Source organism: Streptomyces sp. NPDC054863, from assembly GCF_053610825.1.
Genome location: NZ_JBSGZD010000154.1, coordinates 1 through 17,963, shown reverse-complemented (window position 1 = coordinate 17,963; position 17,963 = coordinate 1). Strand labels below are relative to the sequence as shown.

The window sequence follows — 17,963 nt, the reverse complement described above, 5'->3', positions numbered from 1 at the left end:
ACCCTGTGGGAGAGTAGGACGCCGCCGAACAATCATTGATAACGGGAAAGCCCCGCACCAGGGAACTGGTGCGGGGCTTTTCTGCGTTTACGGGCCGTTTTAATCGCGTTGCCGAAGGGTGGGCCCGTGGTCAGGATGGGGCCATGGAACACCTCATACGCCGTGTGCGTGCCGATGAATGGCAGCAGGTTCGGGATCTTCGGCTGGCTGCGCTTCAGGACCCGGTCGCAGGGATTGCCTTCCACGAAACGTACGAGCTTGCGGTTGCCCGTCCGGATTCCGTGTGGCAGGAACGGGCGGCCGGCGCCGCCTCGGGGGAGCGCGTGGCACAGTTCATCGCCGAGGCGCCGGACGGGAGCTGGGACGGCACCGTCAGCGCACTGATCGAGCGGCCCGGCGAGCCCACCGGGTTCGCCTCGCAGCCCGTGGTCGACCAGGCCCACGCGGTAGGAGTGTTCGTACGGCCGACAGCGCGGGGTGCCGGGCTCGCGGAGGCACTGTTCCGGGCCGTGGTGGACTGGTCGTGGGAGGTTCGGGACCCGAGGACCGTCGAGCGGGTCCGGCTGTTCGTGCACGAGAGCAATGCGCGCGCCGAGGGGCTGTACCGGAAGTTCGGCTTCGAACGCACCGGGACCACCGTGCCGGCGGAGGGTGACCCCAGCACGGTGGAGATCGAGATGGCGGTGCTGCGGCCCCGGTGAACGTCCGATCAGTGGGGTGCGTTGCAGGCGCAGCCCGGGGTGGCCGTGGTCGGGATGCCTTCTCCTTCGGGAGGGGTGCTCTCGGCTGCGGCCTTTTCCGTTGCGGCCAGCAGGCGGGTGCGTTCCTGGGGACCGATGTAACGGCCCGCGTTGACGACGGCGTGGATGCGGCGGGTGTGGCGGATGTCGGCGAGGGGGTTCGCGTCGAGGACCACCAGGTCGGCGGGTCGGTCCTTGGGGAGGCGCAGGAGGCGGGCGGGGACGGTGGTGGCCGAGGCGAGTACGTGCCGGGTGGGGAGGCCCGCTTCCGAGAGGAGGCGGAGTTCGTCGTGCAGGGAGAAGCCGGGGACGGCGTAACCGGTGCCGGTGTCGGTGCCCGCGGCGAGCTGGACGCCTGCGCGGTGCATTTCCTCGACCATGCCGAGGCGGTGCTCGTAGATCTGCCGGATGCGGGCGGTGTCCTCGGGGGTGCGGGAGCCGACCAGGGCATCCCAGGTCTGCGGCCAGGACCTGATCAGCCAGGCGGGGAGGTACTTCCACTCGTCGGCGGCCGTGGGGAGCTCGTCGGTGCGTTCCAGGGAGTGGTGGACGGTGAGGGTCGGGGTGACGGTGGTGCCGCGTTCGGCGAGGGTGTCGTAGAGGCGGCGGGCGCGGGACCTGTCGTACGAGCGCATGGCCTGCCACTCCAGGGGGTGGACCTGGCGGAACCAACTGCCGTAGCGGGAGGTGCTGGAGGGGTCGTTGGGGTCGATCCTGACCTTGGCCAGGGCCTCTCGGATCTCGCGCTCGCGGGAGGAGGTGGCGAGGAGCATCGCGTGCAGGTGCTCGATGGAGTGCTGGCCCGAGGTGGCGGCCCTGGCCATCGGAAGGCTGTCCGGGCAGTGGCCGGCGAAGGGGATGCGCAGGCGGGCGGATTCGTCGGCGATCGCGTAGTAGGCCTCGGCGGAGAGGCGTGAGTAGACCTTGACGAAGTCGGCGCCGTCGCGCTTGGCCTGACGTACCGCGGCACGGGCGGACGCCGCGTCGGTCACCTCCATGAGGGGGAGATCGATGTCCCGGGCCCAGATGGAGGGCGGGCCGTCGACGAGCGCGCTGGCGATGACGAAGCGGGGGCCGAGCAGGGTGCCGGACTCGATCTTCTTGCGCCAGGCGTGGTGGAGGGGCCCACCCCACATTTCGCGGACCGCGGTGACGCCGGTCAGGGGGAAGAGGGGCGGGGTGAGGGCTTCTTCGCCGCGGGTGTGGACGTGGGACTCGACCAGGCCCGGGACGACGTACTTGCCGGAGAGGTCGACGACCTTGGCGTGCGGCGGGGGCTTCAGCTGGGCACTCGGGCCGGAGTCGACGATCCTGCCGCCCGCGAGGATGAGGGTTTGGTCGGGGAGGGGGCGGGAGTTGGTGCCGTTCAGGACGGTGGCGTGGGTGAGGGCGAGGACGTCGGCGGGGGCATTGGCGGGGGCGTCGCCGGGGGCGGGGGGACGGTCGGTCGTGGTCGTGGTCGTGGTGGTGGTCGTGGCCGCGGGTGTCGTTGCGGCTGCGGCGTGAGGGGCGAGGGTGATGCCGGTCAGGGCCGCGGCGGTGCCGAGGCCTGCGGTGGCGAGGGCTTTGCGGCGGGTGGGGGTGGGGTCCGACGTGTGTGTGGGGGTGAAGTCAGGGGTGGGCATGGGTGGTTGTCTCCGAGGGTGCGAGGTGGGGCGTGCTCCGAGTGGGGCACGTACGACTCTCTCGGGTTCGGAGGCGTGGAGCAGTGGGTGTGACCGGCCGGAACGGGGTGTACGTGGGTGCACCTCGGGCGGGGTGCCGGGGCCCTGACGGGCTCGGGGTGCCGCGGCCTTAACGGGCTTGCGGCCAGCGGGAGTTGAACTGTTCCCGGGAACGGAGCAGGGCCAGGGTCGGGAGACCTTGGCCCTGACCGGCCGTGAGCAGCTCCGGGAGCTGGGGAAGTGGAGCCACAGCCGCGACGTCGTCCAGGACGAGCGTCATTGGTGGGTCGAGCCGACCGTCGGATGACCGTGCGGCCATGCGGCGGCCGTGCTCGACCACGTGTGAGGCGAGGGCGGTGAGCAACGGCATCGCGCCCGGTCCCGAGGGGCGGGTACGAGGGTCTTCGATTGCTTCACCGACCACATAAAGCGTTCCCCCCTCGTCCGCAAATGATTCCAAGGTGAGCGCATCAGTTCGGTTTGGGGTGCAAGCCTCGCGGATGTGGACCGAGGAGAGGGCGGAGAAGGTCCGAATGGTCAACTGCTGGGCCTGCTCGCGGCGTTCGGGGTACGCGGTGAGGGCGGACTCCAGGAGGCCGGCGGCGCCGGACCGGGCCTTGGGGTGGGTGCGGAGGATGCGTACCGCTTCGTGGGCGCCTGTGCCTTGGGCCCAGCGGAGGAGGTGCTTGAAGGGGCGGCCGTCTATGGCGGCGGCGTGCAGCCAGCTGCGGAGGAGGGTTTCGGCGGTCTCCGCGATCGCTGCGTCGATACGTGCCTGGGGGCGGACCGGGGCGAGCAGCGCGGCGGCGCGGGCGGTGGCGACGGCGGGGTCCTCGCAGCCGGTGGTCGGGGACCAGTGGAGGCGCGAGGGGGTGTCGCAGCGGTGCTCGGGGTCGTAGAGGAGGACCGGGCCGAGTTTGGCGCGGGCGTCCTTGGTCTCTTCCCAGAGGGAGGGGTCCGAGGTGAGGGCCAGGGCGGGGCCGGGGGCGTCGAGGATGGCTTGGAGGGCGGTGGGGCGGTGGGTGGGGCGGTTGTAGAGGGGGGTGTTGGGTGCGGTGAAGGGGGTGGGGGGCCATGGGGTGGGTGGGCATGGGGTGGGCGGGGCTGTGGGCATCCCGTGCGGGGTGGACGGTCCGTGCGGGGTGGGCACCCCGTGCGGGGTGGGTGGTCCTGTGTCGGCGGGCGGTCGTGGGGCGGGCGGTGGCGAGGGGAGCGGCTCCGCCGGGGGCCGCCCAGTGCCCACCCGTTCCGCCCCATGGGCGGCCCATGTGCCCACTGGGCGGGCGGTGTCGGCGTCCACTGGGCTGGCGGCGTCGGCGTCCTCTGGGCGGGCGGTGTCGGGGGCTGCTGGGTGGGCGGTGGCGGCGTGTATTGGGTGGGTGGTGGTGGGGCTTGCGGGGCTTGTGGTGGCGGTGTTTGTCGGGTGGGGGGTGTGGGTTTTTCGGCGGGATTCGCGGGCTTGGGCTCGGACCAGGCGCCAGCGGGTGAGTACGCCCATGACGAAGATGGTCAGGACGATGAGGACCAGGAACTGGCCGATCAGCAGGCCCCAGAAGAGGCCGTAGCCGGAGAGCTGGGTGGGGGGCGTGGCCGGCCAGGCGCCGGCCAGGTCCTGGGGTTCGGTCACCAGGTGGCGCAGGGCGACCGGGGTGTTCGGGAATGTGACGCCGGTGGGCCAGGCGCCGTGGGCGAGGAGGCCGGCCAGGCCGGTGCCGGTCCAGGTGAGGACGCTCAGGCCCAGGATGAGGCCCAGCAGACCGAGCAGCAGCCCGTCGGGAACGCCGCCGGAGCGGCGGCCGTCGCGGTGGTCGCGGTAGCCCTCGCTGCGGTGGGCGCCGAGGTGGCCGTCGCCCCGGTCGCGGCCGTGGTCCTCGTACCGGTGAGGGGGTTTGTGCCCGCGGTTGGGCATGTCAGGCCACCGTTGCGTCGGAGGACTCGACCTCGTTCATCTGTTGCTCGATGAGGGCCGCGCGCTGTTCCGCCTCCCAGTCCGCGGCGCGGGCGTCCTCGTTGAGGAAGCCGTCTTCGGCGGGGGCGACGGAGGATTCGGTCATGGCGCGGTCGGTGAAGACCAGGGGGCGTTCGGCTTCGGTGATGAGGTGTTTGACGACCTGCACGTTGCCGTTGACGTCCCAGACGGCGATGCCGGGGGTGAGGGTGGGGATGATCTCGACCGCCCAGCGGGGCAGCCCGAGGACCTTGCCGGTGGCCCGGGCTTCGTCGGCCTTCTGGGCGTAGATGGTGCGGGTGGAGGCCATCTTGAGGATGGCTGCCGCTTCACGGGCGGCTGCGCCGTCGACGACGTCGGAGAGGTGGTGGACGACGGCGACGAAGGACAGGCCGAGGCGGCGCCCGAATTTGAGGAGGCGCTGGAAGAGCTGGGCGACGAAGGGGCTGTTGATGATGTGCCAGGCCTCTTCGACCAGGAAGATCCGCTTGACGCGGTCGGGGCGGATCCAGGTGTGTTCGAGCCACACGCCGACGATCGCCATCAGGATCGGCATCGCGATGGAGTTGCGGTCGATGTGGGAGAGGTCGAAGACGATCAGCGGGGCGTCGAGGTCGATGCCGATGGTGGTGGGGCCGTCGAACATCCCGCGCAGGTCGCCGTCGACCAGGCGGTCCAGGACGAGCGCCACGTCCAGGCCCCAGGCGCGTACGTCGTCTATGTCGACGTTCATCGCTTCCGCCGACGCCGGCTTCGGGTGGCGGAGTTGCTCGACGATGTCCATGAGGACGGGCTGGCGGTCGGTGATCGTGGTGTTGACGTAGGCGTGCGCGACCTTGAGGGCGAAGCCGGAGCGTTCGTCCAGACCGTGGCCCATCGCTACTTCGATGATGGTGCGCAGGAGAGCGAGCTGGCCGGTGGTGGTGATGGAGGGGTCGAGGGGGTTGAGCCGGATGCCGTCGTTGAGGGCGGCCATCGGGTCCAGGCGGATGGGGGTTATGCCCAGCTGCTGGGCGATGAGGTTCCACTCGCCGACGCCGTCCTCGCCCTGCGCGTCGAGGACGACCACCTGGCGGTCCTTGAAACGGAGCTGGCGCAGGACGTAGGTCTTTTCGAGGGCCGACTTGCCGTTTCCGGATTCGCCCAGCACCAGCCAGTGGGGGGCGGGCAGTTGCTGTCCGTACAGCTGGAAGGGGTCGTAGATGTACCCCTTGCCGCTGTAGACCTCGCGGCCGATGATCACGCCGGAGTCGCCGAGGCCGGGCGCCGCCGTCGGGAGGTAGACGGCCTGCGCCTGGCCCGTGGACGTGCGGACGGGCAGGCGGGTCGTCTCGACCTTGCCGAAGAGGAAGCTGGTGAAGGCATCCGTGGCTGCGGACAGCGGGTCTCGCATGGTCTGTCCTTTCGAAGTCCGAAGGGGGTCAGCGACGGATGCCGGTGGCGAAGGGGAGGGTGTTGACGAAGGCGCGGTGGTGCTCGCGGTCGCACCACTCCAGCTTCAGGTACGACTTGCCGGCGGAGGCGCGGATGGTGCGCTTGTCGCGGGCCAGGGCCTCGGGGCTGCGGGAGGAGACGGTGATGTAGCCGACGATGTTGACCCCGGCGGCCCCGCTCGCGAGGTCCTCGCCGCGCTGGTCGAGGCGGCCGTGGGCGGCGATGTCGCGGGGGTCGACGGTGCGGTTCATCTTGGCGGCGCGGGAGGCGTCCGCGTCGTCGTTGGTCTTCTCCGTGAGCATGCGCTCGATGGCGACCTCGGTGGGTTCGAGGTCCATGCACACGGCGACCGTACGGATCACGTCCGGTGTGTGTACGAGGAGGGGGGCGAGGAAGTTGACGCCGACCGGGGTCATCGGCCACTCCTTCACCCACGCCGTGGCGTGGCACCAGGGTTCGCGGGTCAGGGACTCGCGGGTCTTGGCCTGGAGGTAGGTGGCCTCCATCGCGTCCAGCTCGGCGGGCCAGGCGTTGCGCTTGGTCATCGCCTGGATGTGGTCGATGGGGTGGTCCGGGTCGTACATCGAGTGGACCAGGGAGGACAGCCGGCCCTGGCCGAGCGGCTGGCGGACCCGGATGTCGGCCTCGGCGAGGCGCGCGCAGATGTCGGTCAGCTCACGCGCCATGACGATCGCGAGACCGGCGTCCTTGTCGAGCTTCCGCTGCCCCTTGGGGCGGGTGGCACGGGCCATCGCGGCGCCCTCGGAGGCCAGTTCGCGGGTGTAGTGCATGCAGGCGACGAGGTACGCGCGGTGCTGCTCGCTGGAGGTGGACACCATCGACTGGAGCTGGTCGTAGGAGTCCTGGAGCCATTCCGGGGAGGTACGGTCGCCGCGCTGGGTGACGTCCTTGGCGTGCGCGTCCGGGTCGGCGGGCAGGGTGCGGGCCAGCATCTGGAGGCGGGTGACGAAGCCGTCGCCGTTCGCGACGTGCTTGAGGAGCGTGCCGAAACGGTCCACCAGGGCTTCCTGGTCCTCGCTGTCGCGCAGGCCGACGCCCGGACCCTCGATCTCGATGGCGGCGGTGACGGTGCGCCGGTCGGCGTGGAGGAGGACGGCGATCTCGTCGGGGCCGAACGGGGCGGCCAGCCAGTTGATCCGGCCGATTCCGGGGGGCGGGCCGATCTCGACCTCGCGGCCGTCGCCCTTGGTGCCGGCGTCCATCGCTTGGGAGCGGTACGTCGTCCCCTTGCGGAGGTTCCGCTTGTAACTCCGGTTGATCTCGAACCACTTGTAGAAGGTGCGGTGCTTGTAGGGCACGTACACCACCATCAGGGCGAGCAGCGGGAACCCGATGAGCAGCATGATGCGGAGGGAGAGGGCGGGGACGAGGAGCCCGCACATCATGCCGACGAACCCTCCGGCGATGATCAGTGCGATCTCGCCGGTCTCGCGGTTCTTGCCGACGATCGCGTTCGGCCGGGCCCGGCCGATGAGATACGTACGGCGGGGCGTGATCGGCTGGGCCTGGGTGGTCAACGCCCTCCACCTCCTGTGTTCTTGCGGTGGCTGTGGGGGCTGCCGGATGTTCCGGTGTTGCCCGTGGAGCCGGTGCCGCGGTTGCTGTGGGTGCTGTTGCTACGGGCGGAGGGTGCGGCGGACGGGATTGCTCCGCCTCCACCTCCGCCTCCTCCGGATCCGGTTCCGTTTCCGGAGTCGCCCGCGCGGGAGCTGTGGGCGGCCATGCCGCCGCTGGCGTTGGCGGCCTGGCGGGGCGCGGGTGCGCCGCCGCCACCTCCGCCGCCTCGGCTGCTGTGGGTCTTGATGCCCTGGGAGACGAGGTTGGCCGGGGAGGAGAGGACCGCGGAGGCGCGGGCTCCGTCGGTGACCTGCTTGCGGCTGGCGCTGGCGGCGGCGATGTCGTCGCCGAAGCCGGGCACGAAGCGGTAGATCATCGCCGAGGCGAAGATGGCGAGCAGGATGATCGCGAGGCCGGAGACGACGGCGGAGAAGGCGTTGGGGCCGTCGCCGGTGGAGAGCGCTCCGGCGAGGCCGAGGACGATCACGATGACCGGTTTGACGAGGATGACCGCGATCATGATGCCCGCCCAGCGGCGGACGTGGCCCCACAGGTTCTTGTCGACCAGGCCGGCGTACACGACGGTGCCGAGGAGGGCGCCGACGTAGAGGAGGGCGGCCCGGATGACGAGCTCCAGCCAGAGGACGCCGGCGGCGAGGATCGTGACGAGGGCGACGACGATCAGCATGATCGGGCCGCCGCCGATCGAGTCGCGGTTCTTGAGGGCTTCGGCGAAGGAGCCGAAGAACACGTCGGTCTGTCCGCCGGACGCGGTCGAGATGACCTGGGTGACGCCGTCGGTCGCCGAGACGATCGTGTAGAGGATCAGCGGGGTGAAGGCGGAGGCGATGACCGTCAGCCAGAGGAACCCGATGGCCTCGGATACGGCGGTGGAGAGGGGCACCCCGCGCATCGCCCGCTTGGCCACGGCGAGGAGCCACAGGACGAGGGTCAGGATCGTGGAGGCGGCGAAGACGACTGCGTACTGCTGGAGGAACTTGGGGTTGGTGAAGTCCACGTTGGCGGTGGACTTCACTGCTTCGCTGAGCTTGCCGACGATCCAGGCGGCGGCGTCGGCGCAGCCTTTGGCGAGGGAGGTGAGGGGGTCGAGGGAGGAGTCGGCGGGGGTGGGGGCGGCGGGGGTGGAGGTGCTGCCGGGGGCGGAGTTGCCGTTCTGGCAGTACTGCCGTGCAGGACCGGCGATCAGCTCGCAAGGGTCACTGCTCCCACTGGGAGCCGGCGTCGGAGGAGGGGTCGGTGCTGCGAAGGCGCGCGCGGACAGGAGCACCGCAGCCGTCTGGATCACGGTCAGGGCACCGACGACGGTACGTACACGAGGTCGAGGGTTAACGGGCATACGTGAACCCTCCGAATTCGGTGACCGCATCAGCGATCTCGTCGGATTTGGACGCGGGGTTGTCGCCGGGGAGCGGCGTCGGGCCCTGCTTCTGGCTGGTCTCAAGGACCTTCCAGTCGGAGCCGTTCCACTTGAGCTTCAAGGTGACCGTGAACCACCCGCTCGTCACCGGCTTGATGGACTTCTCGCCGGTCAGCCCGAACAGGCCCATGCACCAGACGTCCACGTTGGCGGCGTCGGCCGAGTAGCTGGTGGCTTTGGTCCCCGAGGGGACCGTGCGGTTGACGAAGGTCGTTCCTGCTGGGGCGGCGCCGTTCTCGTCGAGACCGATCTGCTTCAGGAAGTTCGCCGAGTAGTCGGCGTCGAACCCGGACTGGAGCTTCTCCACCGCAGTGGAATCGGCGATGGTCTGCACGATGCCGTGACGACGTCCCCTATTGAACATGCCGTCGGAGCCGAGGACCGTGGCGTAGTTCACGGCCGCGCTCTCGGCGCCCTGCTGCGTTCTCGGGAAGCCCGAGGGGATGCCGCTCGTCTTGCCTTCCACCGGCTTCTCGCCCGTAGGGGCCGTCGAGTTGGCCGCCGGTGGGGCGCCCTCCTGGCCGCCCTGTGCCGGGCCGTTTCCCGGGCCCCGGTTGGCGAAGGCGATTGCTGCGACCAGCAGCACCACCACTCCCACGATGGTGACCATGGATCGGGACGCCCGTACCCGTGGAGCGCGCGGTCGTCCCGTGGCCGCGTCCTCCGGCATCCGGGTACGCGTCTGGCGGGTGCCGCCCATCGTCGTGTAGGGGGCGTCCGTCCCCCTCCGGCCGTCGTCGTCACCGAGGCTCATGCCGCGTACGCCCCCTCAGCCTTTCGCAGTCCCGCGTAGTAGTCGCCGTATCCGTACTCGCATTCGCATGCGTAGTGCTTAGACGGTAGCGGTGCGGCTTCTCGCGTGGGCGCGGTGTGGTGACTCGTCACATGAGTCGGCATCAGAGAACGCAACCTCGGGGGGAGTTCCGGGCACGCCCGGTGAGGACTGGGGGAGAGGTGGCTAGACGGCCATTCCGTACACGATGGTGAACAGCGTCCCGAGCGAGCCGATGATGAAGACGCCGGTCAGGCCCGCGACGATGAGCCCCTTGCCCTGTTCCGCGCTGAACGTGTCGCGCAGCGCCGTCGCGCCGATCCGTTGCTTTGCCGCACCCCAGATGGCGATGCCGAGGCAGAGCAGGATGGCCACGGCCATCACGACCTCGATCATGATTTTGGCTTCGGTGCCGAGGTTTCCGAACGGGCCCCAGTTCGGCGCGATACCGCCGATGATGGTGGTGATGTCGCCCTTGTCGGCTGCCAGGATCATTAAGTCACCGCCCCTGTCGGTTAGTTCGTGTCCCTGCCGGACGGCAGGGAGCATCGCCCTATCTTCCCTGATGAAACCGCCCCGGTATGTCGACTTGGCGGCTCTCTTTGGCCGACCTCCGCACCAGAGGCCGGTCTCACCGCCCTGACCTGCGGTGCGGAGCGATACGGGACCGGATGTATGCGAAAAGCCGTATGGTCACTCTGTGTATCACGGAGGGTGACTCCGGGCAATGACTGGCGTTGTACACCCTGGCTCTGTTACGTCCGGTCGAGGCGTGCGACCCCGTGCGCGGGCGGGTGCGTCTGCGCGCGCGGGCTCGTCTTCGGCACGGTCGGCCCGTTCCGGTGCAGGGGTGCGCGGCCGGCTTCGCCGTTCCGGGCCGCAGTCGCGAAGACGTACGGCCCGTCGGGGGGGGGGGGCGGGACGCCCTGGTCAGGACTCTGAGTGACCGTCACCCCTCGGGGAGGGTGGCCTCTGAAGCCCCGGCCGACGCCGGCGCCGACTTCGTACAGGTCCGGGTGCAGCCCGCCGGGCGAGCGGTGGCCACCCTTCCGGATGACTCGGCCGTGGACGCGGGCGGGCCCGGCTCCGCTGGTGTGCGGGACGCGGGTGCCGGCTTTTCGGGCGGGAGGCAGGGGTGGAAATAATGTCTCACTTATACGTGTAAGTGAGACATTTTTCGGGAGGGGGTCTGGGGAGTGGCATCGTCTCCGTGCTGCAAGCACGCCACCTCGACCCACTTGCTGGACACCAATGCCTGCTCGTAGGGCGCTAGTTGTCGGTCCGTCCTGCCCGGATCCCGGAGTGACCCGTGGGGCAGAGTGGGGCCATGCCTACCTATGATCCGATGTCGTTCCACCTTGAGACGGAACGGCTGATCCTGCGGCCATGGGCCGAGTCGGATGCCGATGAGCTCCGTGTCCTTCACTCCGAACGCGGCAAGGGGACGCCGACGCTTGAGGACATCCGGACACTTATTGCGGAGCGGATCGAGGCGGCGGCGGCCACGGGGATCGCCCCGTGGAACACGGCGTCGTTCCGAGTCCTTGAGAGGCTCGGCTTCGAGCGGCGTCACGTGGCCACGGACGACCGTGGCGAGTATGTATGGCTCACTCGCTCACTGCCGTGACTGTTGTCCGCGCTGATTGGGTGCCGTGTGGAGACGGGGCGGCTGTCGGTCCACGGGGCCGGGAATGGGCGACTCTCACCTGCGTACAGTGCCCCTGGGCCCGGCGTTTGCGGGGGCGGTGCGGCCCTTCGTCGTATCCCCGCGTACGGGGAACGACGGGGGCATGAGCGCGATGAACAGCGTCGGGTCGGCGGGCGGCAGGGCAGGCGACAGAGTAGGCGGCAGGGCGGACGGGCGGGTGGGCGGCGTAGCCGTGGGTGGCTTGGATCCGGTCGGGGTCGGTGAGCAGGCGCCGGAGGAGAGCAAACCGGACTGGGGGCTCGTGCTGGTCCTCTTCGCGCTGGTGTCCCTCACGCTCCGCTTCGGCGGGGTGTGGAACTGGTGGGCCTTGCTCTGGGCGCCGCTGTACGTCGCCGCCCTCGGCATGGCCGCCTTCGACTGGCGGGTGCTCGTGCGTTGTCGGTGGCGGATGCCCGCGAAGGAGTGGGTCATGTTCGGACTGACCCACGTCAGCGCCCTCTCCTCGCTCGCGATCCTGGCCGGGCTGCTGCCGGCCTGAACGGGAATGCCCGTGGCCCCCGCCCGTGGCCCCTGCCTGTGGCTGCGACCACGGGCGGGGGCATGAGCGAGGGCCACGGGCGGGGGCGGGGCGGTTACGCGCCGAGGCCGCCGGCGCAGTTGGCCGCCACCCAGCCCTTGCGTCCGTTGTAGTCGACCGGGACCCAGGAGTTGTCTTCCGGCTGGCCCTGGGCACAGCGGTACTTCTTGCCCACCACCTCGCCACAGCCACCGGGCCAGGCGGGCAGTCGCTTGCCCGTGTACCTCTTGATCAGGCCGGACAACGGGTCCTTGGCGGTGCGGACGTTGTAGTAGCCGTAGGCGGAGCTCACATAGAGGTAACAGCGGACGGCTGCCGACGGTGCGCTGTCGGAGGTCGGTGTCAGTGTTGATGTTGATGTCGGCGTCGACGCGGCTGCGGGAGCGACGAGGGTGGCCAGGGTCAGGGCGGCGCCGAGTCCTGCGGCGGTCAGGGTGTGACGGATGCGCATGGTGTTCGGACTCCTCTGTTTCGGCGGGAGCTGGGGTGGTGGTGCGGTGGTGCCGTCCGCATCGAATCCAGAAGTGGGGGGCCCGGCAAGGGAGTTGGGGCGATTCGGACAAGGGCCTGGTTGTCCCGGCTGGTCGGGGAGGTGCCGGGTCCGTGTCCCGAACGCGGTGTCCCGGGTGTGTCCCGGAAAGCCGGTGCTTGGATCAACTCCCCGTGCGCGTCCGCGAGTACGGCTGGGTAGGGTCACCGCGTGGAATCACTCAGACCTCGGCAGGACCCGGCAGGCATCGGTGCGTACGTCCTTCTGGCGCGGCTCGGGGCCGGGGGCATGGGCCAGGTGTACCTCGGGAGGTCGCCGGGCGGGCGGCTCGTCGCGATCAAGGTGATCCGGGACGAGATCACCGATCATCCGGAGGCGCTGGCGCGGTTCCGGCGCGAGGCGAACACCGTGCGGGCGGTGCGCAGCGCGTACACCGCGAACCTGATCGACGCGTCGCTGGAGTCGGCTCCGTACTGGATCGCCACCGAGTACGTGAGCGGGCCGACGCTGGCGCACGCGGTGCGCGAGCGGGGTGCCTTTCCGGCGGACACGGGGCGGGGACTGTTCGCGGCGCTGGCGGAAGGGCTCGCGAGCGTCCACGCGTACGACGTCACGCACCGGGACCTCAAGCCGATGAACGTGATCCTGGCGGGGCAGGGCCCGCAGCTCATCGACTTCGGCATCGCGAGGGGCGCGGGCGACACCGCGCTGACGGTGACGGGGATGGCGCCCGGGACGCCTGGGTTCACAGCGCCGGAAGTGCTGATACGTAATCAGGTCGGGCCGGAGGCGGACGTCTTCGCGCTCGGAGCGACGGTCGCTTACGCGGTGACGGGGAGGCCGCCGTTCGGGAGCGGGCCGACCGATGCGGTGTCGTACCGGGCCGTGCACGAGCCGATCGATGTCGGCGAGGTCGCCGATGCGGGGCTCGTCGAGCTGATACGGGCGTGCGTGGAGAAGGAACCGGGCGACCGGCCCACCCCCGAGGAGGTCATTCAGCGGTGCGGCGTGCGTGGCGCGCTCGTGGACGACCCGTTCTACGGGGGTGTGGTGCGGGGGCTGGGCGAAGTGGTTCCCGACGCACCGGACGTGCTGCACGAACTGCCCACCGGAGGGCCGGGGTTGGGGTACGTGCCGACGCTGGGGGCGGCGGGGAACGGTACCGCTCCGACGGGGAAGGGCAGGCGGGCCAGGCCGTGGGTGGTGGCTGCGGCGGTGGGGGCCGTGGTGGGGGTGTCGGTGGCGACGACGGTGTGGCTGCTGCCGCCGGGGGGCAAGGGCGGGGAATCGGGCGGCGGCGGTAAGCAGACCGGTGCGGCACCGAACCCCGGCGCGGTGAAGCAGACGCCCGGTGCGGGCGGGAGCGCGGGAGGGGGGAAGGAGACGCCGGGGGCGGGGGGCTCGCCGAAGGACGAGGTGCCGGCCGGGCCGCCGAAGCACATCGAGCAGACCGCTCCGGCGGGCAACTGGTGGAATGCCGTACAGGGCAGGTGCGAGCTTCCCCCGCCGGAAGACGGCCCGTCCCAATTCCAGTACTCCGTCACGCCCCACGAGGACGACGGCTACAGCACGGTGCCCGAGGGGAAGGTCGAGCTCGCCTACCGCCTCAAGTACGCGGTGAAGGGCGCGGAGCCCTACTACATCGCCGTGACGGTCAAACCCGTCAAGGAGCCGGGCGGCAACAAGGGGCTCGGGGAGGACAACACCGACATCGGTGCGGTCAGCAAGATCCTCGACCTGCACGCCGGTGATGCCACCGGGTTCAAGGAGCTTCTCTACCCCGACGACTTCACCCACCGGGTCGACGGCAAGGTGCTCCCCGCCCCACCGCTCTCCTCGTACCAGGGCGAGTGGACGGTCGAGTACCAACACGTGAAGGCCACGAAGAGCTACAAGAGCATCGCCTGCTCCGGCTTCCTTTCCCCCTAGGACGGGCAACATGGCCGGGACGACGCGGACGGCACGACCGAGAGCAAAAGGGCCGTGAACCCGGCTCCGATGGGGGAGGGTTGAGGGGTGCGCAAAATCTGGGTAGTGGGCGGGATCGGGGCCGGGATGTTCCTGGCCTTCATCGCGCTGCTCGTCGTCGGTACGTTCTCGGCCGCTGCGGGCCTCGGCGGGCAGGGCGGGGCCGGAGGGCGGGCCGTGGGGCTCGCCAAGGGCGCCGTACCCGCGCTGTACCAGCCGCTCGTCCAGAAGTGGGGCAATCTCTGCCCTGCCATCAATCCGGCGCTCCTCGCCGCGCAGCTGTACCAGGAGAGCGGCTGGGACCCGACGGCGAAGAGCCCGGCCGATGCGCGCGGGATCGCCCAGTTCATCCCCGGGACGTGGGCCGCTCACGGGGTGGACGGCGACCGCGACGGGGACAAGGACATCTGGGACCCGGCCGACGCGATTCCCTCGGCAGCCACGTACGACTGCGAACTGGCCGGATACGTCAAGAAGGCGCCGGGAGACCCCACCAACAACATGCTCGCTTCCTACAACGCGGGCGCGTACGCGGTCATCAAGTACGGTGGCGTCCCGCCGTACCCGGAGACCGAGAACTACGTAAAGGTCATCCGCTCCCTGGAGCAGAGCTTCGCCCAGCCGATCGGTCGCGTCGCCCCCTCCAGGCAGGCCGCTTCCGCCATCTACTACGCGCAGAAGAAGCTCGGGACGCCCTACCTCTGGGGTGGGAACGGGACCGCCGACCAGCAGGGGCGGTTCGACTGTTCGGGGCTTACCGTGGCCGCGTACAAGACCGTCGACATCGACCTGCCGCGCGTGGCCAACGACCAGTACAACGCGGGCCCGCACCCGTCGCGGGAGGAACTGCTGCCCGGGGACCTGGTCTTCTTCTCGGACGACCTCACCAATTCGCGGAAGATCCGGCACGTCGGCATCTACGTCGGCGGCGGGTACATGATCAATGCGCCCTTCACCGGGGCCGTCATCCGGTTCGACAAGATCGACACCCCTGACTACTTCGGTGCGACGCGTGTGACGGAGGATGGCGCGAAAGCGTTGCCGACGACCCCGCCCGACGCCTGAAACGGGCCGGACGGAAGCTGACACGGAGTCTGACGCGGAGTCGGATCCGGCCGGAACTCTCGGTGACGAGTCGGCCCTGAGCTGGGACGATGAGTCACTCTTCGATAACGTCATAGTGATCGTTCGGTAGAGAGTGGAACCCGGGCGGGTCGTGGGGCGTTCCCTGGACGGGGCAGCGGCACTGACCACGCACTGACCGCACCAACAGGACTCGTACCGAACAGGACCCGCACCCACAGGGACCGCATCACAAGAGAACTGTCACGGGGGTGATGGACCCGCCACGCACACCGGCGTGCGTACGGCGGGAGACGTGCGACTGCGACTGCGACACAGCAAGGCAAGGGGCCGTGCAGATGGCTGGACTCTCAACGGACGGGTCGAACCTTGATGTCGGCCTGCTCTACGACATCAACGGGATCGCCGTCGACGCGCCGGGCTGGGTCGACCGGATCATGGAGTACGTCGGCGAGTACGGCATCATGCTCGGCCTCGTACTGGTGGCCCTGTGGTGCTGGTGGCGCGGGCGCAGCCGTGGGACGGCGGAGGATTCCGTGGCGTCGGCCGCCGCGATCGTGTGGGCGCCGCTGGCGGCCGGGATCGCGTTGATGGTCAACATCCCGATCCGGGGGTTCGTGGAGAGACCGCGCCCTTTCCTGGAACACAAGGGACTTGAGGTCCTGGCGGAGGGGAAGACCGACTTCTCGTTCGTGAGCGACCACTCGACGATGGCGATGGCGATCGCGATCGGTGTCTTCATGGCGAACCGGAAGTGGGGCCTTGTCGCGATCGGGCTGGCTCTGGCGGAGGGCTTCTGCCGGGTGTACATGGGGGTCCACTACCCGACCGACGTGGTGGGCGGGTTCGCGCTGGGAACCGCCGTGGCGCTGCTGCTCGCGCCGCTCGCGATGATGGTGCTGACGCCCGTGGTGGCGGCCTTCTCCCGCTGGGGCGCGACGAGTTCGCTCGTACGCTCGCGGGGCGCGCGGGACGGGGACGCCGAGCGGCGGGCCGCCGCGCTGGCCGGACAGGCCCGGGAGGCGGCGGCTTCGCGGCGGTCGGGCGGCGGCGGGGATTCGGCAGTGAGCGATCTCGCTGCGTGAGTGAGGCCGTCGCGGGCGGTCTCGCTGTGTGAGGGGGGCCGTGGCGAGCGGTTCTGCTGTGTGGGTAGGGCCGTTGCGGGTGCGCTGGGGAGGATCGCGGCCCGGGGGCCGCTCGTCCTCACACGTCGGGCGGGCCGGGTGTGTGTTCTGCCGCGTCCGTGCGCGCCTTGTCCCTGCTGCGGCGGGCCGGGCCGCGCCAGCCGCAGATGCAGTGGGCGTGGCAGAAGGAGCCGTGCTCGGAGGTAGCGGTGCGGTGGGGAGTTGGGGCGGCGGGGGGAACTGTCTCGGGCACGGGTCCACGGTACGGCGTGACGAAGTTGCGTGAGGACTCGTTGAAGGGGGCGAGCAGGAGGCTCGTACTCCGGAGGCGGACGGATGGACAGGGTGAGCGGTGGGGCGGTCGCGCTGGCCGTCGTGGCCGGGCTGGTGGGGACCACCGCGGGGTGCGGCGGGGGTGGGGCCGTCGCCGAGGACCGGCGGGGCGCCGATCCCGGCGGGACCGTGCGCAGGGCCGCCGACGTGGTGGTGCGGGCGGGGAGCGCGGGTGACGTGCGTACGGCGATGGAGATGGCGGCCGGGGGGACCCGGGTCACCATCCGGGGAACCGGGAGCTACGACTTCCGGGGGCGTACCGGGCAGTTGAAGGTGATACTGCCGACCGGGCCCGCGGGGCAGCAGGAGCACCGGCCGATGGTGGAGGTGTTCGCGCCCGGGGCGCTGTTCATGAAGAACCGCGGCGCCGGGGTGCCCGCCGACAAGTGGGTGCGCATCGAGACCGCGGCGCTCGCGGACGGGAACCTGGTGACGGGCGGGGCCACCGACCCGTTGGCGGCGGTGGAGCTGCTGCGGGGCGCGCGGGACGTTTCGTACGTGGGGGAGGAGAACGGGCTGCGGCACTTCCGCGGCCTCGCCGACCTGGCGCGGGCCGCGCGGGCCGCGACCGCGGAGCTGCGCGGCCCGCTCGGGGCGGCGGCGAAGGGGTTCCCCAGGAACGGCGTGGCGTTCGACGCGTATCTGGACGAGCTGGGGCGGGTGCGGAAGGTGCGGCACCGGTTCAGCTTCGTGAACGCCGGGAAGCCGGTGGCCGTGACGTCCACCACCGTGCTGGCGGGGTTCGGGAGGCCGGTGCGCGTCGTGCTGCCGCCCGCGAAGGACATTTTCGTCGGGAAGATCCGTCCCTAGGAAGCGGCGATCACACCGGCGTGCTCCGGCGCATGGCGAGGGCGGGTGGGGGCGAAATGGTCCGTCCGTGCCATGCGCGGTGAGTGTCGTCCTCCCTACGCTAGGAAGTCGGCCCGCGACAGAAGAGGTCGGGAAGAGGTGATGCAGGTGGTTCCGATGCGTGGTGCGGCCGTACAGGACCGCGTTGCCCTCGCCGAGATCGAGCTGTGCGGTGAGTTGATGATCGCGGCGTCCTCGACGGACGGGGACCGGCTCAGTCCGGACCGGATCGACGAGGTGCTGATGCTCGCGGCGAAGGAGTTCGACTAGCTGGAGCGGCGGGACGGCACGCGAGGAGGAGGGGGCAGCGGCACCGG

At 70.4% G+C, this 17,963-nt stretch carries 18 protein-coding genes; 8 read left to right on the top strand and 10 right to left on the bottom strand.

Translation table 11 applies throughout. The annotated features are described in order from the left end of the window. Positions 1 to 32 precede the first annotated feature (32 nt). A complete protein-coding gene (locus ACWGIG_RS24310) occupies positions 33 to 245 on the bottom strand; it encodes a hypothetical protein (protein ID WP_453323773.1) in 213 nt (70 codons plus the stop codon). Here ACWGIG_RS24310 and ACWGIG_RS24305 point away from each other — a divergent pair. After that, complete coding sequence (locus ACWGIG_RS24305; RefSeq protein ID WP_453323771.1) at positions 144 to 701, top strand: GNAT family N-acetyltransferase; 558 nt, start codon at positions 144 to 146, stop codon at positions 699 to 701. The two genes, ACWGIG_RS24310 and ACWGIG_RS24305, sit on opposite strands and share 102 nt — an antisense overlap. An 8-nt stretch (positions 702 to 709) precedes the next feature. Here ACWGIG_RS24305 and ACWGIG_RS24300 read toward each other — a convergent pair whose 3' ends face one another. From ACWGIG_RS24300 to ACWGIG_RS24270, 7 genes are all read right to left on the bottom strand, one after another. Further along, a complete protein-coding gene (locus tag ACWGIG_RS24300) occupies positions 710 to 2,365 on the bottom strand; it encodes an amidohydrolase family protein (RefSeq protein ID WP_453323770.1) in 1,656 nt (551 codons plus the stop codon). Between the two features lie 169 nt (positions 2,366 to 2,534). Then, entirely contained in the window at positions 2,535 to 4,313 is a 1,779-nt protein-coding gene (locus ACWGIG_RS24295; protein ID WP_453323769.1) for a type IV secretory system conjugative DNA transfer family protein, read from the bottom strand. A 1-nt stretch (position 4,314) separates the two neighbouring features. Beyond that, positions 4,315 to 5,745 (bottom strand): ATP-binding protein, encoded by a 1,431-nt coding sequence (locus ACWGIG_RS24290; protein WP_453323768.1) that lies wholly within the window; start codon positions 5,743 to 5,745, stop codon positions 4,315 to 4,317. A gap of 28 nt (positions 5,746 to 5,773) precedes the next feature. Beyond that, positions 5,774 to 7,324 (bottom strand): SCO6880 family protein, encoded by a 1,551-nt coding sequence (locus ACWGIG_RS24285; protein ID WP_453323767.1) that lies wholly within the window; start codon positions 7,322 to 7,324, stop codon positions 5,774 to 5,776. After that, positions 7,321 to 8,721 carry a hypothetical protein gene (locus ACWGIG_RS24280; protein WP_453323766.1) on the bottom strand — a complete coding sequence of 467 codons (1,401 nt, stop codon included), beginning with the start codon at positions 8,719 to 8,721 and terminating at the stop codon, positions 7,321 to 7,323. Before ACWGIG_RS24280 ends, ACWGIG_RS24285 begins: the two co-directional genes overlap by 4 nt. Then, complete coding sequence (locus ACWGIG_RS24275) at positions 8,711 to 9,556, bottom strand: hypothetical protein (RefSeq protein ID WP_453323765.1); 846 nt, start codon at positions 9,554 to 9,556, stop codon at positions 8,711 to 8,713. The genes ACWGIG_RS24280 and ACWGIG_RS24275 overlap by 11 nt, the downstream gene beginning before the upstream one ends. A gap of 204 nt (positions 9,557 to 9,760) precedes the next feature. Continuing rightward, the gene (locus ACWGIG_RS24270; protein ID WP_362423079.1) at positions 9,761 to 10,069 is read right to left on the bottom strand and encodes a hypothetical protein; all 309 of its coding nucleotides are present in this window, start codon (positions 10,067 to 10,069) and stop codon (positions 9,761 to 9,763) included. Positions 10,070 to 10,901: 832 nt separating this feature from the next. On the opposite strand from ACWGIG_RS24270, the gene ACWGIG_RS24265 reads away from it, so the two are divergent. After that, positions 10,902 to 11,201 (top strand): hypothetical protein, encoded by a 300-nt coding sequence (locus ACWGIG_RS24265; RefSeq protein WP_453323764.1) that lies wholly within the window; start codon positions 10,902 to 10,904, stop codon positions 11,199 to 11,201. Between the two features lie 163 nt (positions 11,202 to 11,364). Then, positions 11,365 to 11,760 (top strand): hypothetical protein, encoded by a 396-nt coding sequence (locus ACWGIG_RS24260; protein WP_453323763.1) that lies wholly within the window; start codon positions 11,365 to 11,367, stop codon positions 11,758 to 11,760. A 94-nt stretch (positions 11,761 to 11,854) separates the two neighbouring features. Here the strand turns inward: ACWGIG_RS24260 and ACWGIG_RS24255 are convergent, their stop codons facing one another. After that, complete coding sequence (locus ACWGIG_RS24255) at positions 11,855 to 12,250, bottom strand: hypothetical protein (protein WP_453323762.1); 396 nt, start codon at positions 12,248 to 12,250, stop codon at positions 11,855 to 11,857. 249 nt (positions 12,251 to 12,499) lie between these two features. Here ACWGIG_RS24255 and ACWGIG_RS24250 point away from each other — a divergent pair, with 249 nt between their 5' ends. From ACWGIG_RS24250 to ACWGIG_RS24240, 3 genes are all read left to right on the top strand, one after another. After that, positions 12,500 to 14,218, top strand: a complete 1,719-nt coding sequence (locus ACWGIG_RS24250; protein WP_453323761.1) for a serine/threonine-protein kinase — start codon at positions 12,500 to 12,502, stop codon at positions 14,216 to 14,218. An 87-nt stretch (positions 14,219 to 14,305) separates the two neighbouring features. After that, positions 14,306 to 15,322, top strand: a complete 1,017-nt coding sequence (locus ACWGIG_RS24245) for a C40 family peptidase (RefSeq protein ID WP_453323760.1) — start codon at positions 14,306 to 14,308, stop codon at positions 15,320 to 15,322. Positions 15,323 to 15,678: 356 nt separating this feature from the next. Then, positions 15,679 to 16,425, top strand: coding sequence for a phosphatase PAP2 family protein (locus ACWGIG_RS24240; RefSeq protein ID WP_453323759.1), 747 nt, complete (start codon positions 15,679 to 15,681; stop codon positions 16,423 to 16,425). A 118-nt stretch (positions 16,426 to 16,543) separates the two neighbouring features. On the opposite strand, the gene ACWGIG_RS24235 is transcribed toward ACWGIG_RS24240, so the two are convergent. Continuing rightward, positions 16,544 to 16,717 (bottom strand): hypothetical protein, encoded by a 174-nt coding sequence (locus ACWGIG_RS24235; RefSeq protein ID WP_453323758.1) that lies wholly within the window; start codon positions 16,715 to 16,717, stop codon positions 16,544 to 16,546. Positions 16,718 to 16,800: 83 nt separating this feature from the next. Here ACWGIG_RS24235 and ACWGIG_RS24230 point away from each other — a divergent pair, with 83 nt between their 5' ends. Together ACWGIG_RS24230 and ACWGIG_RS24225 are read left to right on the top strand one after the other, a co-directional pair. Beyond that, a complete protein-coding gene (locus ACWGIG_RS24230; RefSeq protein ID WP_453323757.1) occupies positions 16,801 to 17,607 on the top strand; it encodes a hypothetical protein in 807 nt (268 codons plus the stop codon). Positions 17,608 to 17,754: 147 nt separating this feature from the next. Next, on the top strand, positions 17,755 to 17,916 hold the full coding sequence (locus tag ACWGIG_RS24225; protein ID WP_453323772.1) for a hypothetical protein: 162 nt from the start codon (positions 17,755 to 17,757) through the stop codon (positions 17,914 to 17,916). Positions 17,917 to 17,963: the final 47 nt, after the last annotated feature.

What these genes read in the sequence shown, in the direction of transcription:
- ACWGIG_RS24305 (WP_453323771.1), top strand. Translation starts at nt 144, where the DNA reads ATGGAACACCTCATACGCCGTGTGCGTGCCGATGAATGGCAGCAGGTT.
- ACWGIG_RS24300 (WP_453323770.1), bottom strand. Translation starts at nt 2,365, where the DNA reads ATGCCCACCCCTGACTTCACCCCCACACACACGTCGGACCCCACCCCC.
- ACWGIG_RS24295 (WP_453323769.1), bottom strand. Translation starts at nt 4,313, where the DNA reads ATGCCCAACCGCGGGCACAAACCCCCTCACCGGTACGAGGACCACGGC.
- ACWGIG_RS24290 (WP_453323768.1), bottom strand. Translation starts at nt 5,745, where the DNA reads ATGCGAGACCCGCTGTCCGCAGCCACGGATGCCTTCACCAGCTTCCTC.
- ACWGIG_RS24280 (WP_453323766.1), bottom strand. Translation starts at nt 8,721, where the DNA reads ATGCCCGTTAACCCTCGACCTCGTGTACGTACCGTCGTCGGTGCCCTG.
- ACWGIG_RS24275 (WP_453323765.1), bottom strand. Translation starts at nt 9,556, where the DNA reads ATGAGCCTCGGTGACGACGACGGCCGGAGGGGGACGGACGCCCCCTAC.
- ACWGIG_RS24270 (WP_362423079.1), bottom strand. Translation starts at nt 10,069, where the DNA reads ATGATCCTGGCAGCCGACAAGGGCGACATCACCACCATCATCGGCGGT.
- ACWGIG_RS24265 (WP_453323764.1), top strand. Translation starts at nt 10,902, where the DNA reads ATGCCTACCTATGATCCGATGTCGTTCCACCTTGAGACGGAACGGCTG.
- ACWGIG_RS24260 (WP_453323763.1), top strand. Translation starts at nt 11,365, where the DNA reads ATGAGCGCGATGAACAGCGTCGGGTCGGCGGGCGGCAGGGCAGGCGAC.
- ACWGIG_RS24255 (WP_453323762.1), bottom strand. Translation starts at nt 12,250, where the DNA reads ATGCGCATCCGTCACACCCTGACCGCCGCAGGACTCGGCGCCGCCCTG.
- ACWGIG_RS24240 (WP_453323759.1), top strand. Translation starts at nt 15,679, where the DNA reads ATGGCTGGACTCTCAACGGACGGGTCGAACCTTGATGTCGGCCTGCTC.
- ACWGIG_RS24230 (WP_453323757.1), top strand. Translation starts at nt 16,801, where the DNA reads ATGGACAGGGTGAGCGGTGGGGCGGTCGCGCTGGCCGTCGTGGCCGGG.